The following is a 15156-nucleotide window of genomic DNA, read 5'->3' on the forward strand; positions in this document are numbered from 1 at the left end:
GAGAGTAATTATGGCATTTCAATTGGGTGATGATGACAGTCAAAGTATGAGTGAAATGAACCTCATTCCGCTTATCGACATCATGCTGGTATTGATGATTATATTTCTATTGACGGCGACCGTACTGAATCCGACAGTGCCACTAGAGTTACCGAAGACCAGCGCTGCGTTAAATGAGGCGCCACCAGAGGCTATTCAAATTAGCATCGATAAAGACGCAGGGATATTTTGGGACAGCGATGCGATTAGCATGGAGGAGTTAGAGGCACGGTTACAACAGCAAAGTGCTGGAGGTAAAGACCCTTCTGTACAATTGCGTGCTGACAAAGACAGTAAGTATGACACGGTCGCTCAAGTGCTAGCCGCTGCCAGTCAAGCAGGACTTACAAAGATAGCCTTTGTCAATGAATAAGGCGAGTCTATAAAAGACATGATTATCATATGATGTTCGCTAGATAGCCAACCAACCATCAAAAAGGTAGCTAATATAATAATAAAACAAAAATAATAAACTTTTCTCCAGCCTCAATGAGTACTTAAACCTCAAATTAAGTACTCATTGGGGTTTTCTTTTTACCAGCCATAGCCAAAGGGATGATAGCCGTAACCAAAGCGCCCAGGCCCGTAGCCAAACGGATAAGGCGAACGTAGGTAATCGAGATCACGTTGGCGGATATAGTAGTAACGTCCTTGCGCGTAAGCTTCTTCTAGCTTTTCGATGCCTTCGAGCGGACAAACGGGCTGCCAGTCGTAGCCTTCGCGACCAAGTTTATAAGCATTGAGCTCGGTGCAGTAGCTTTTGAGACCTTGCTGTCGCCCTTGCTCCCATTGTATGCGGTTGGGTATGGGACCACCTACCTTTGCGCAGCTATCGGCATAGTGACCAAAATAAGCACCTGAACGCCCTTGCAAGCCATCAGCATAGCCGACTTCTTGCCAGTTGCTTTCCTGACATTGCTGCGGAGTGAGACTTTGCGTCGTTGCACAGCCTGATAGGGTAAATAAGGCAGCGCCTACTAGCGAGAGGGTAAGCCCAGTTTTACTCATGAGTTTATGGACACATTTGCTCGCTAGTGAAGCGGTCGATGAGTTTCGCTTAAGAAGATAATTCATAATAAACCTGCGCGCGTTTAAAATTATGGTTTATCATAGCACTTTTTGATGCTGACAACTTTTTGTATCTCGTTTTTATGCTGTTTTTTATTCGAGCTAAGTGTTTGATCTATTAGCACATATAGCCAAGCCATCGAGATTCGAAAACGTGAGTGGTTGGTGATTATCAACTTATCATGCTTGATTTTTAACGGTTCGTGCTCATTATAAGCTTCTATATAGTAGCCAGTATTTAGACAATCATTCGTGAAACAGCCGCTCATTAGAACGCTACTGGTTAGAAAATGACTGGTTAAAAAGTTACTGCTCAAACAATCGATGATTGCTTTTTTATAGTTAGCTGGGTAATCACTGTCTTTGTTTTAGCCTGTTGTATAGATAGTAGCGGTTTTATTTTTTAGTACATTTTCATTTATCCAAAAGGTCGGACCATCATGGGAACATTCATTGGCGTTATCATTGTACTATTTGTATTAGGGAGTATGATGGCGCTCAAACCTAACGGTATCGATCAGCGTTTGGATAAGCTGCGCATGACCGCGCGTCGTTTACAATTGAATCCAAAGCTGGTGAGTTGTCCTGATTGGATCAAAGGTAAAGACAACGAATATGGGCGTGGAATGTTAGGTCAATACTGTTTAGTGTTAGATGATGTGCAGCTGCCGCACACGCGCTATCAAGTGATTGATGGGCAATGGCGACCAGATAGTAGTTTTGTTGATACAAGCAAAAATGATGTTAAGCTCACGATTCCAAGTGCGATTCGTGCTAATAACAGCACTAATAATACGATTATCAAGAAGACCAATTTTAGCTTGGATAAAGCGCCGCTAGACTTGCCAGTCAGTATTGAGCCGTTTGTTAAAGGTTTGCTGACTAAGGCGAATAGTATCGTGATTTATTGGGAAGATATCGCTTATGTGCGTCCTTCATCCAATCCTGCTTATCAGCAAAAATTGATTGAAGCAGATTTATTGGTGCTCAAAAAACAGCTTGAACAATGGGCGTCAGAGATGCAAAAGCGCCTATAAAACGGCTACAAGGTAGAAAATCATTTTTTAATCTCCATTTATAAGCAATATGCAAGCACTTTTGGCAAACTCTCAGTCATTTACAGTTGACAGTGTAACGCTTAGCAGTGTAACGTCTTTATAACTGACTCTTTATCTTATGGTTATTGTTTGTTTTATAAACGTTTTTTTAAGCAGCTATTACTATAATGATTCACCGCGCTACTATAACTCACAATTATAAATTGCCATGCTGCTGTATTTATTCTTACTTTTAATTTACTCATATAATAATGGTGTCGTCACATATGGCAAAAACCGCAACCAAAAAAAGTCCAGCGCCCGCTGCTGGTAATCCCAAAGGTAGTCCAAAGGGCAAGTCTTTGGTGATTGTAGAATCACCTGCCAAGGCAAAAACAATCAATAAATACCTTGGCGATGACTTTATCGTGCGCTCCAGTATTGGTCATGTCCGTGATCTACCGGTTGGCGCAAGCAAAAGTGCAAAAAAACCAACAACGACTAAAAAAGATGACAGTCTAAGCAAAGAAGAAAAAACCCAGCAAGCCTTGGTACGGCGCATGGGCGTCGATCCAGAACATGACTGGGCAGCAGTTTATGAAGTATTACCAAATAAAACTAAGGTCATTAAAGAGCTTAAAGCCTTAGCTAAAGACGCTGACAAAATCTATCTGGCAACGGATATGGATAGAGAGGGGGAGGCGATTGCGTGGCATCTTAAAGAAGTCATCGGCGGCGCTGACAGTAAGTATGAGCGTGTGGTTTTTAACGAGATTACCAAATCAGCCATTCAAAATGCCTTTAAGCAGCCATCCAAACTCGATATCGACCGTGTCAATGCCCAACAAGCGCGGCGCTTTTTAGACCGTGTCGTTGGCTTTATGGTATCGCCGCTGCTGTGGCAAAAGGTTGCTCGCGGTCTCTCTGCAGGTCGCGTTCAGTCCGTTGCTATGCGTCTGGTCGTAGAAAGAGAACATGAAATTCGCGCCTTTATACCAGAAGAGTATTGGCAAATTCATGCCGATACTCACGTTGCCAGTAGCAAAAAGGACGCTGAGCAAATTGCGATTCGCTTAGAGGCGACCAAGCAAGGCGGCAAAACGCTTAAGCTTGTCAATAAAGAGCAGACTGATAAAGTCTTAGCAGTGCTTAACTCAAGCGACTTTATCGTCAAAGAGCGTGAAGAGAAGCCAACGCAATCGCGTCCGAGTGCGCCATTTATCACCTCGACATTGCAGCAAGCAGCCAGCACACGATTGGGCTTTTCAGTTAAAAAGACCATGATTTTGGCGCAGCGCTTATACGAAGCGGGTCATATTACTTATATGCGTACCGACTCGACTTTCTTATCTGGTGATGCACTTGCTGCGGTACGTGGCTATATCGAAGACAGCTATGGCGCAAAATACGTACCCGAAAAGCCAAATTTCTACGGCAACAAACAAGGCGCACAAGAGGCGCATGAGGCGATTCGTCCCTCTAACGTCAATATGAAGTCAACGCAGCTTAAAGGGGTTGAGCGTGATGCCATCCGCCTGTACGAGCTGATTTGGCGGCAGTTTGTCGCTTGTCAGATGCTGCCAGCAAAATACTTGTCAGTGAATCTATTCGTCGCTGCCAATGATGTCGAGTTAAAAGCACGTGGTCGTACGCTAGTATTTGATGGTTACACCAAGGTTATGCCACCGGCAAAAACTGACGATACCTTATTACCAGATGTGAAAAAAGGCGATAAATTAATACTAGATAAGCTCGATCCGAGTCAGCATTTCACCAAGCCGCCACCGCGCTATACCGAGGCAAGTTTGGTGAAAGAGCTTGAGAAAAAAGGCATCGGTCGTCCATCAACTTATGCGTCTATCATCTCGACCATTCAAGATCGCGGCTATGTGAAGCTTGAGAACAAGCGCTTATTTGCTGAAAAAATGGGTGATATCGTCACCGACAGACTGACTGCAAGCTTTCCAGATTTGATGGATTATACCTTTACCGCCGCGCTAGAGGACAAGCTTGATCATGTCGCAGAAGGCGATACAGATTGGAAAGATGTCCTCGATAATTTCTATGGCGACTTCAAAACAACGCTTGATCGCGCCAAAGAAAAAGACGGCATGCGTCCAAATGATCCCACTGACGTACCAGACGTGCATTGCGATCTTTGCGATCGTCCAATGCAATTACGTACTGGCTCAACGGGTGTATTCTTAGGTTGTACTGGCTATAATTTACCGCCAAAAGAGCGCTGTAAAGGCACTAAGAATTTAATGCCCGTCGAAGCTTTTGCCAATCTTGATGAGGCAGAAGGTGATGATGAAGCGGCAGAAGTTCGCGATTTGATGGAGAAAAAGCGTTGCCCGAAATGTAGCACGGCAATGAATGGTTATATCGTCGATGGCGGTCTGAAACTGCATGTGTGTGGTAACAATCCTGATTGTGATGGTTATGTCTTAGAAGAAGGCAAGTTCGAAGTGCCTGGCTCTGATTCTCCAACCATTGACTGTAATAAGTGCGATGGACAAATGGAGCTAAAGACGGGACGTTTTGGTCCTTACTTCGCTTGTCAGCAATGTGATAATACGCGTAAAGTGCTAAAAACAGGCGAAGCCGCACCGCCGCGCATGGATCCTATTCATCTGCCAGAGCTGAAATCAACCAAGCACGATGATTACTTTATCTTGCGTGAAGGAGCAGCTGGGATGTTCTTGGCGGCGTCTAAATTCCCGAAAGTACGCGAGACACGCGCACCAAAGCTGGCTGAGCTACGCGAAATCAAAGATAAAATGGAAGATAAATTCCAGTATCTTTTTGAAGGTCCAGATGAAGATCCAGATGGTAATCCAACTATTCTACGCTGGTCACGTAAGAAGAAGGAGCAATATATTGGCTCTGAGAAAAACGGTAAGGCCACACGTTGGGGTGTGTATTGGCGTAATGGCAAATGGGTAGAGGAGTAAGTCTCCTTTACCTTTTATATTGGTGATTGATTGTTAATATATGAGCTTCTGTATCACCAATATTGTTTTAAGCTATAAAATTTTAAATAAAAAAAACCTCTTAGATTCTAAGAGGTTTTTTTGTGCTATTCATATTTGTGATATCAATAACAGCTAAGTTCAGATGCTATTAGTTCTTTTCGATGATACCGCAAGCAACGCGGTCGCCTGCATTACCAGCTGGTTGGCTAGTATAGTCGTCAGCACCGCTATGCACGATAAAGGCTAGACGATTAACGCTATATTTACCAGCATCAGCGACAGAGATTTTCTTATTCACATAGTTAATAGTAGCCACGCCATCTGCATTGGCAGTCAGGTTAGGCAAGTCGCCAGCATGACCATTCATGTCGTCAGGGTTAGAGTGTGGTTTATTATCTGGATTAAAGTGACCACCTGCCGCTTTACCCATATCAGCACAGCTGCCTGTTTCGTGAATATGTAGTGATACCGTTTTGCCTGGCTGCAAATTCATCAGCTTACCGTAGACTTGTACGCCGCCATCAACTGGACGTAAAAATACTTGACCCACTTCATTTTTATTACCAGCGACTGCATTGATAGTCGACTTTAGCGCAGGTTGGCTCAGTGGATTGCCGGTTTGCATTTGACCTTCGACGGTTTGACAACCCGTCATTACCAACGTTGAACCACATAATAGCGCACTTGCAAGCATCGTCTTATTCATTATTATCTCCAATTATTTTTAATATTTAGTTATTTTTGATAAAAAGCTAACTCTTGAAGGTTTATAGATAAATACCTTTTGATTTCTATAAACATTCGTTAATGTCGTCATCAGTATAGCTAAGGATTAGATATAGTTATTCATCAAATGCGCAACAATCGGTTAATAAATGTAAGTATCGTATGGGTTTGAAAATTGTTTACGGTATTTTCTTTACTTCGTTTTGCCATACTAGAGTTTCGCCAGTCTCCATCGTTTGCAATAAATTATAGCGAGGCATATCAGTCTGATTATCTGCTGTTGGCGATATTGATTGTGAAGGTTGCAAACTCAAACTAAGAATGCTTTTGCTATTCCTGATAAGCTTAGCAAGCTCGCCCTCAATTCTATTACCAGTAACACCGCAGCCCATGAGCGTTTGTGGTCCCGAGCCAACTATCAATGTATAATCTTTCATCAAAATATAAGGACCACCGATACCATTGCAGCTAGAACTAAAAAATGCGTATTGACTATCGTCATACCCTCTAAATTTTAGCGACACTGGAAACTCTGGATGATAAAAATAACCAATAGACTGTCGAGATATTACCTGCCCTTTGTCATTAATGGTATTACGAACGGCGCTAACCAGTCGCCAGTCATAGCGCTCTAACAATGCTTTATCAATAGGCAGTCCAGTCGGTTCTTTAAATGTCCTAGGTGTACCATCAAATGTTAACGTATTGCCATTTTCGATTTTAACGACCAAGTTTTTTGATACAATCTGAGTATTAACGAGTTTGCTTTTTGCGACTGGTAATAGCTCAACATCTAACTTAATAATATTATTATCGTTAGGAAATAACTTTTTGATATTTGCTTCATTTGCTTCATTTGCTTTGTTTTCAGGAGCATTTTTGCAGGTCGAGGGTCTTTCTCTGAGCTCGCTACCATACTCAAAAGGCGGTGCGGACATCCATACGAATCTGATAGCAAAATGTTGGCAGCCTTGAAACAAGCTTAACGAACTGGGCGCTACTTCTAAAGTAATCGGCGCGTCAGTGTTAATATTAATAGCGTTGCTTTTTTTGTCTTCAACTTGTGTTAACTGCCAATGATAATTACTTGCCCATTGCAGCGTCGTAACTTCGTTAGCTGTTTCATCAGCTACCACTACAATTTTTTCTTCCAGCTTTTCAGTTTTTATGATGGGCTGATATGATATTGGGGTAGAAGTGCTAAAGCCAGTCATCATTGAGTTAGTAGGTATAGAGTTATCTTTTGCAATATTGGACTGACAGCCTATTAGCGCTGCTGGAAAAGAGATAGCGAGCAATAAAGATAGAGTTAAGCGGTTTAAAGTCATTTTCGTTACTACATCAACATTTGTCTAAAATATAGCATAAGGTATTATTAAGAGTGTTCTTTATTTTTGCCAAAAAAAAAGCCGCCCATCGTTATGATGAGCGGCTTTCTGATTTATAAGACTGGATTAGTAACTAATCAGATTAATTATGCAGCGCTTTCCCTGCAGTTTTATCGACCGTCACTTTCGCAGGCTTAAGCGGAACTGGCATACTGACCAAGGCAACCTTCAATATCTCATCAATCGTTGCCACTGGCTGAATGGTCAGACCAGCTTTAACGTTATCAGGAATATCGGCCAAATCACGCTCATTAGTCGCCGGAATCAACACATGCTTGATACCGCCTCGATGAGCAGCTAGCAGCTTCTCTTTTAGACCACCGATACGCAGGATTTTACCGCGTAAGGTAATCTCGCCTGTCATCGCAATATCTGGACGAATAGCAATACCAGTTAAAGCGGATACTAACGCTGTCGTTAGCGCACCACCAGCAGAGGGACCGTCTTTCGGTGTGGCGCCCTCTGGCATATGCACATGGACGTCAGTAGTCTTAAAGGTCTCGTAATCGATACCTAAGCTATCGCCGCGAGCACGTACCACGCTCATAGCAGCGCGAATCGACTCTTTCATGACATCGCCAAGTGAACCGGTAAAGCTCAACTCGCCTTTACCTTTCATCGCCACCGCTTCGATGGTTAATAGCTCGCCACCGACTTGTGTCCAAGCAAGACCCGTAATACGACCAATCTCAGGCTCTTCTTCTGCTAGACCGTAGTCGTACTGATGCACACCTAGATAGTCATCGATGTTTTTGTCATCGACCACGATTAGCTGACGTTCTGCTTTCTTCGGAGCACGTGCGCCATGGGTTTCAACCGAACCGCGAACGACTTTACGGCAGATTTTATTGACTTCACGCTCAAGGTTACGCACACCGGCTTCACGGGTATAGCTACGCACGATGCTATGCAATGCCGCCTCAACAATCTCAATTTCACCTTCTTTGAGACCGTTGTTTTTAATCGCTTTTGGCACGAGATATTTCTGGGCGATATTGACCTTTTCTTCTTCGGTATAACCCGGTAAACGAATGACTTCCATACGGTCAAGCAGGGCAGGCGGAATATCCATGCTGTTAGCGGTACAGATAAACATCACTTGTGATAAATCTAAGTCCATATCTAAATAATGGTCGTTAAAAGTATCGTTCTGTGAGGGATCTAACACTTCAAGCAATGCTGATGCTGGATCACCGCGGAAGTCTTGCGCCATCTTATCGATTTCATCTAATAAAAATAGCGGGTTTTTAACTTCGACTTTAGCCAGTGATTGGACAATTTTACCCGGCATCGCACCGATATAAGTACGGCGATGACCACGGATTTCCGCTTCATCACGCACGCCGCCAAGCGCCATACGTACAAATTTACGACCAGTCGCACGGGCAATAGACTCGCCTAATGAGGTTTTACCAACACCCGGAGGACCGACTAGGCAAAGAATAGGGCCACGGAGTTTTTTCACTCGTGACTGTACGGCGAGGTATTCTAAGATGCGATCTTTCACATCTTGCAAGCCATAATGATCTTCGTCTAATACCGTTTTTGCTTTTTCTAAATTAATCGAAACCTTGGTTGTGGCATTCCACGGTGTGTCCAAAATCCATTCAATATAGTTGCGCACCACGGAAGACTCTGATGAGGCAGGTGGCATCATTTTGAGCTTTTTCAGCTCCTGATCCGCTTTTTTGCGCACATCTTCTGGCAAGTCGGCATCTTCTAGACGCTGCTCTAGCTCAGCCACATCATCTTCGCCATCGAACGCACCGTCATTCATATCTGACAGCTCATTTTTAATGGCTTTCATCTTCTCGTTTAAGAAGTATTCGCGCTGATTGTCTTCCATTTGCTGACGGACCGCTTCTTGGATATCTTGCTCGATATTTTGTTCAGCACTCTGCTTAACCAAATATTCGGTTAAGGTGTTGATATGGGTTTTAAGGTCATCATTTTCTAAGAATGATTGCTTAATATCTAAATCCATCGACACACGGGTCGATATGAAATAAACCAACTCAAGCAAGTCATCGATACGTTTTGCCACACGAGTCAGCTCACGAGCATTACGCAGACGCGCATCGGCATAGCTTTCAAACAATGTGGTTAATGCTTGAATCGTGTTTTTCTGCTGGCTCTCATCCATACTGACATCAAGGTCAGCACGCTCAAAGCTTGCCATCAATAATGTGTCGTGATTTTCTATATTATCAACGCGCGCACGATATTGACCTTCGATCAATACTTTGATGCAATTCTCATCACTGTCATGCGGCATGGTACTGACGATGCGGCAAACCGTACCGTATTGATACAAGTTATCTTGATCAATGTCTTCGGTTAGCGAGTCTTTTTGTGCCACGACCAAGACTTTATTGCCATACTCAGCCTGTGCCAACTCAACGGCCTTTACCGATGGCTCACGACCGACGAACAAGGCAATCTGCATGTGCGGATAAACGACAACATCGCGCAATGCCAGTAGTGGTAAATAGTTTTCTGTACCGTCACCTTTTATACTATCGTCTTTTGCGTCATCGTCTTCAATAGTGTTGTCCTTGTCATCACTATTTTTGCTATCACCATCTTCAACGCGATCAGCTGTTACAGCTACATCACCTGTCGTATCGTCAGGCGCGTTGTCTCGCTCTTGATCATCAGCAATAGTAGATGAAACGTCGACATCGATGTCGATATTGTCTTGGGCAATTTTATGTTCACTCATATATTCTTCCTCGTTCACCAGACTTGTAAAGTCAAGTTCGTGGTTCATGTTTAGATAAATGGTGCTCACCGATAAAATTGCAAGGCTTGTGGGCAAAGTCACACGCTTATCTGCGCAAAATAGTTATATCTATCTAAAGACTGCGAGTCATATTGTTATTCATAATTTTAAATAACAGGTGACATTCAATGTGTACAGAGCATGGATAAGAAGTGCCTAGCTAACACCTATTGGGTTCTGTGCGTAGGATTTGTGTGCAAAATAAGGTAAACTGACGCGCGTCTTAAACGGTAGTTTTAGCGTCAAGTGGTTTAGAGACAAGGGTGATATCTATCGTCCATGAGATATTAATAGGTCTTAATCAGGCTATAGCAGACAGAATAAGAGGCAATATATGACCATCAATGCGGTACTGCTGGCAGTCATCATCATGCTAGGGCTGTCTTTGGCGCGTGTACACGTGGTACTCAGCTTATTAATCGGTGCGCTGGCAGGCGGACTCATCGCTGGTTTGGGTATGACCGATACTTTGAATGCCTTTCAAGAAGGTATCCGTAATGGCGCACAAATTGCGCTGTCCTATGCGCTACTTGGTGCTTTTGCAGTGGCGATTGCGCATTCAGGATTGCCACAGTCACTGGCAGGGGCGGTGATCAAACGCATTGATGCGGGCGGCACCAGTGGCATGATTAAATACATGCTGTTTGCAGGTTTAATCACCATGAGCTGCTTTAGCCAAAACTTAATTCCCATTCATATTGCCTTTATTCCATTGCTGGTACCGCCATTATTGCTCGCCTTCAATCGCATGCACATCGATAGACGTTTAATTGCTTGTTTGCTGACTTTTGGTCTCGTGACTACTTACATGTTTATTCCGTATGGCTTTGGCGATATTTATCTCAATCAAATCATGCTGAAAAACGTCGGTGAAGCAGGCATTGATATCAGTAACATCTCAGTCACCAAAGCCATGGCAATTCCGGCTTTGGGTATGTTTGTAGGCTTGCTCGTCGCCGTATTTATCAGTTACCGTAAACCGCGCCAGTATCAGCAGCTAGCAATTGATAAAGCTGCGCATGATGAAGTATTAGAGGGTGATGCGTTAAGCAAAACCGCGGCTAGTGCGCAAACACAAAGCAAGATGAAAACGTTGGTGGCGCTTGCCGCGATTGTGACGGCATTTGTGGTGCAGATGTATACCGACTCACTCTTGCTTGGTTCAATGTTTGGCTTTGGCGTCTTTATGGCAACGGGCGTCGTTAAATGGAGTGAAGCCGATACAGTCTTTAATGATGGTATCAAATTGATGGCAATGATTGGCTTTATTATGATTACTGCGCAAGGCTTTGCGGAAGTGATGAAAGCAACTGAGCAGATTCAGCCATTAGTTGATGGTGCTGCGTCATTATTCGCAGGTAATAAAGCGATAGCTGCATTTATTATGCTGTTAATTGGTTTAATTGTGACTATGGGTATTGGTTCGTCATTCTCAACCATTCCTATTTTGGCCGCGATTTATGTGCCGCTATGTATCTCGTTAGGGTTTTCGCCATTGGCAACCGTGGCGATTATTGGTACGGCTGGCGCGTTGGGCGATGCAGGTTCTCCAGCATCAGATTCGACTCTCGGACCCACTTCTGGTCTAAACATTGACGGTCAGCATGACCATATCAAGGACAGTGTGGTGCCGACATTCTTGCATTACAACATTCCATTATTGATATTTGGTTGGATTGCAGCGATGGTTCTGTAAGGTTGTAAAATATCTAAGTTATAAGATAATGAAAAAAGACGCTTTTCTAAGCGTCTTTTTGGTTTTCAAAAAATCATTTAATTAGGAAAAATCTTAAGAAACCAATGTTATTTCTTCATTATGTGAGCCTTGTTTAAAGTCTCTTATCCCTTTAGATAGAAGGTATAGAAAAAATAACTCAATCACAGGATCATAAATCCGCTCTAGTTTTAGATTGCCATTACTGTAGTCTATGATTGATAAACCAAATAAAACTAGCAAAATTAATAAGACTATAGGAGAAATTATGGCAATAAAGCGGTGAAAAAATATATTATTAGGCTGCCTTATTCGTTTTATTTCAATATAAGTTGTCAATGCAAAGGTATAAAATGCAACTAACGCAAAAGAAAAACTTCTCAGCTCGGCAATATCAAAATCATTGTAATCATAAATATAAGCAGCTGGTGTGAGAAACAACATAATTACCCAAAAGTAAAAGCATACTTGTAATGAAGCGGGTGACATGAACTCTTTTTTTGCTTTATTCATGGTAGATTGGACCAGTATTGTAATGATAATTTTTTACATTAATTGTATTTCATAATTTAAAAATAAACAATAGTCCATATCATGTAATATATCAAGAGGTTACTAATATAGTGGCTTTTCAATTGACCAGTGGGTTATTTGTTAGTTATCTGTACTTTTATCAAAATCTTTCAACTCACCATTCAAATTACTCAAAAACGCATCACTTTGCGCGAGCAACTCATTCAAGCGTTCTTCATTGACTAGCCGTGTCATCTCATCAGAGCTAAAAGGTTGCTCTTGACTATAGTAACGCAACTCTCTAGCGCCCTCGTTACCTAACGTTTGCAAATACTCGTCCACATGATCAGCGCTAGAGTTAGTATCCATCGCTTGCTTATCCTCTTTCATCAAAACCACCTTATGCCACTTGGCGTAATTAAGCCATCTAGTGGCACATCCCATGGTTGCCGCTGTAATTGTTCGACTACTTGGAAGTCATAACACCAGCCGATCTTTAATGGTCTTTTAGCCCCTGATCGATAGCTTTTGCCTAACGTCGTGTCATAAAAGCCGCCACCCATGCCCATACGATTGCCGTTGAGGTCTACTGCCACGAGCGGACAGATAATCACATCCAATTCTCGCGCCCAAAGTAATCGGCGATGATGGTTTTGCTTCATGCCTAAGCTATGAATGCGAGTCGGTATATTGAGCAGCTTTGATTGATAAATAGGTACGAAACGTAGATGTTTATCATCGCTGCCATCGCTCGCACGACTAAGCGAGCCGACGACTGGTAAATAAGGTAAATAGCCTAAGCCTTGACACCAAGTTAGCAGTGGCTGAGTAGGTAGCTCACCAAAGCCATCGTAGTACAGTCCAATACGTGCGTTTTTTGGTAGCCGCTGCTGTAGCTTAGATAGGTGCAAACTTGCCATGCGCGCGTAATGTCTACGTTCGCCAGCCGTTAATTGCCGACGCTGGCGGGTAAATTGCCGTCTCGGCGGATTACTCACTGTAGATATCTGAGACTCAGAATGTTTTAACTCAGGATGCATAGATATACTATCCAATAATGTATTAAATTGATGATGGCTGTTGTTTTTAGAGAGCCGCAATGGCTATTTGTGAATATTCAACACGGCCTAGTCATGCTATCATAATGCCACTTTACAGCGTATTTTCCTTTATGTGCAGCGTGTGTTGCACTTTTTTCGAAGCAGCTATACAACAAACCATCAAAGAGGGTAGTTATGTCGACACAGAATCAGGCAACTCGTACCGAAAAAGATACCATGGGCAACGTGGAAGTCCCAGCCGACGCTTATTGGGGTGCGCAAACCCAGCGTAGCCGTGAAAACTTCAAAATCGGTGGCGAGACTTTGCCGCGTCCAATGATTGAAGCAATGGCACTGGTCAAAAAAGCCGCTGCAATTACTAATGCGAGCCTTGAGCGTATTGAAGGCGATAAGCGCGACCTAATCGTACAAGCCGCTGACGAAATCATCAATGGTGGCCTAACCGATCAGTTCCCATTGGTTGTATGGCAGACGGGTTCTGGTACGCAGTCAAACATGAACATGAACGAAGTACTAGCCAACCGTGCCAATGAAATCGCTGGTTCTGAGCGCGGTAGCTACACGCCAATTCACCCAAATGACCATGTAAACCATGCACAGTCTACCAACGACAGCTTCCCAACAGCGATTCGTGTGGCTGCTGCTCGTCAGATCAACAGCTTGTTGATCCCTGCGGTAAAAGCACTACGCGACACATTGGCTGCTAAAGCCAAAGAGTTTGATAGCATCGTAAAAATTGGTCGTACGCATTTACAAGACGCTACTCCATTAACGTTAGGTCAAGAGTTCAGCGGCTATGTCAGCCAACTTGATCACTCATTGGTACGTATTGATAATGCGCTACAAGGTCTATATGAATTGCCACTAGGCGGTACTGCGGTTGGTACTGGTCTAAACGCTCATCCTGATTATGCGGTAACAGCTGCTGAGCAGTTAGCGACTTTGACTGGTTTGCCATTCGTAACGTCACCGAACAAATTCGAAGCACTAGCCGCTCGTGATGCTGAAGTATTTGCGTCAGGCGCACTAAAAACGTTAGCAGGTAGCTTAAACAAAATCGCTAACGACGTACGTTGGTTGGCATCAGGTCCTCGTTGTGGTCTAGGCGAATTGACGATTCCTGAGAACGAGCCAGGCTCTTCTATCATGCCGGGTAAAGTAAACCCAACTCAGTCAGAAGCATTGACGATGGTTGTCGCTCAAGTCATGGGTAACGATGTGACGATCAGCATGGCTGGCGCATCAGGTAATTTTGAGCTAAACGTTTATAAGCCAGTTATCGCGTTTAACTTATTGCAATCTATCAAACTATTGGGTGATGGCTGCAACAGCTTCAATGAAAACTGTGCCGTTGGTATCGAGCCTGTTAAAGACAAAATCGATGACTTCTTACACAACTCATTGATGCTAGTGACTGCATTGAACCGTCATGTTGGTTATGAGAATGCTGCGAAAATCGCTAAAACTGCTTATAAAGAAAACAAAACCTTGAAGCAAGTGGCGGTTGAGCTAGAGCTATTAACTGAAGCTCAGTTTGATGAGTGGGTAATTCCTGCTGATATGGTAAATCCTAAGTAAGCAGTAGACCAAATAATGACCTGCTACGGCGTCAGACTCGCTTAATGTGCGATAAGTACCCTTTGCACTCGTCTTTCTGGTAGCAGCGTCATATTTGTGACACTGATAATTTAGAAATAAAAAAGACCTTGTCATCCTTTGTAAACGGATGTTCAGGGTCTTTTTTTGTCTATTAATTGAAGTACCTGCATCGAGCGAAACAATGTCTTACCCTCAAACAACAAGTCAACTAATATTTATAACGAGTAAAACTAAAACTTTGGTTAGAATAGGCA

At 43.2% G+C, this 15156-nt stretch carries 12 protein-coding genes; 5 read left to right on the plus strand and 7 right to left on the minus strand.

Going from position 1 to position 15156, the window contains the following annotated elements; all coding sequences use genetic code 11:
• Positions 1 to 10: 10 nt before the first annotated feature.
• Positions 11 to 412 carry an ExbD/TolR family protein gene (locus ACP7AE_RS03875; RefSeq protein ID WP_045444454.1) on the plus strand — a complete coding sequence of 134 codons (402 nt, stop codon included), beginning with the start codon at positions 11 to 13 and terminating at the stop codon, positions 410 to 412.
• Between the two features lie 161 nt (positions 413 to 573).
• On the opposite strand, the gene ACP7AE_RS03880 is transcribed toward ACP7AE_RS03875, so the two are convergent.
• Positions 574 to 1047 carry a DUF2799 domain-containing protein gene (locus ACP7AE_RS03880; RefSeq protein WP_201540212.1) on the minus strand — a complete coding sequence of 158 codons (474 nt, stop codon included), beginning with the start codon at positions 1045 to 1047 and terminating at the stop codon, positions 574 to 576.
• Positions 1048 to 1547: 500 nt separating this feature from the next.
• Here ACP7AE_RS03880 and ACP7AE_RS03885 point away from each other — a divergent pair, with 500 nt between their 5' ends.
• Positions 1548 to 2144, plus strand: coding sequence for a hypothetical protein (locus tag ACP7AE_RS03885; RefSeq protein ID WP_201540211.1), 597 nt, complete (start codon positions 1548 to 1550; stop codon positions 2142 to 2144).
• A gap of 287 nt (positions 2145 to 2431) precedes the next feature.
• Entirely contained in the window at positions 2432 to 5098 is a 2667-nt protein-coding gene (gene topA, locus ACP7AE_RS03890) for a type I DNA topoisomerase (protein WP_426241482.1), read from the plus strand.
• A 169-nt stretch (positions 5099 to 5267) separates the two neighbouring features.
• Here the strand turns inward: topA and ACP7AE_RS03895 are convergent, their stop codons facing one another.
• The 3 genes from ACP7AE_RS03895 to lon all read right to left on the minus strand — a co-directional run bounded on the left by ACP7AE_RS03895 (position 5268) and on the right by lon (position 9748).
• A complete protein-coding gene (locus tag ACP7AE_RS03895) occupies positions 5268 to 5825 on the minus strand; it encodes a superoxide dismutase family protein (protein WP_198329377.1) in 558 nt (185 codons plus the stop codon).
• Positions 5826 to 6024: 199 nt separating this feature from the next.
• A complete protein-coding gene (locus ACP7AE_RS03900; RefSeq protein WP_426241484.1) occupies positions 6025 to 7173 on the minus strand; it encodes a hypothetical protein in 1149 nt (382 codons plus the stop codon).
• 142 nt (positions 7174 to 7315) lie between these two features.
• Positions 7316 to 9748, minus strand: coding sequence for an endopeptidase La (gene lon, locus ACP7AE_RS03905; RefSeq protein ID WP_109589636.1), 2433 nt, complete (start codon positions 9746 to 9748; stop codon positions 7316 to 7318).
• Between the two features lie 601 nt (positions 9749 to 10349).
• On the opposite strand from lon, the gene ACP7AE_RS03910 reads away from it, so the two are divergent.
• Positions 10350 to 11711, plus strand: coding sequence for a Na+/H+ antiporter family protein (locus tag ACP7AE_RS03910; RefSeq protein WP_201540208.1), 1362 nt, complete (start codon positions 10350 to 10352; stop codon positions 11709 to 11711).
• 93 nt (positions 11712 to 11804) lie between these two features.
• Here ACP7AE_RS03910 and ACP7AE_RS03915 read toward each other — a convergent pair whose 3' ends face one another.
• The 3 genes from ACP7AE_RS03915 to ACP7AE_RS03925 all read right to left on the minus strand — a co-directional run bounded on the left by ACP7AE_RS03915 (position 11805) and on the right by ACP7AE_RS03925 (position 13282).
• Positions 11805 to 12242, minus strand: coding sequence for a hypothetical protein (locus ACP7AE_RS03915; protein WP_201540207.1), 438 nt, complete (start codon positions 12240 to 12242; stop codon positions 11805 to 11807).
• Between the two features lie 141 nt (positions 12243 to 12383).
• A complete protein-coding gene (locus ACP7AE_RS03920) occupies positions 12384 to 12632 on the minus strand; it encodes a hypothetical protein (RefSeq protein WP_201540206.1) in 249 nt (82 codons plus the stop codon).
• The gene (locus ACP7AE_RS03925; RefSeq protein ID WP_201540205.1) at positions 12632 to 13282 is read right to left on the minus strand and encodes a 5-formyltetrahydrofolate cyclo-ligase; all 651 of its coding nucleotides are present in this window, start codon (positions 13280 to 13282) and stop codon (positions 12632 to 12634) included. The genes ACP7AE_RS03920 and ACP7AE_RS03925 overlap by 1 nt, the downstream gene beginning before the upstream one ends.
• 195 nt (positions 13283 to 13477) lie before the next feature.
• On the opposite strand from ACP7AE_RS03925, the gene fumC reads away from it, so the two are divergent.
• Positions 13478 to 14881 (plus strand): class II fumarate hydratase, encoded by a 1404-nt coding sequence (gene fumC, locus ACP7AE_RS03930; protein ID WP_201540204.1) that lies wholly within the window; start codon positions 13478 to 13480, stop codon positions 14879 to 14881.
• The last annotated feature ends 275 nt before the right edge of the window (positions 14882 to 15156 follow it).

Source organism: Psychrobacter sp. TWP2-1-2, from assembly GCF_049896785.1.
Lineage (GTDB): Bacteria > Pseudomonadota > Gammaproteobacteria > Pseudomonadales > Moraxellaceae > Psychrobacter.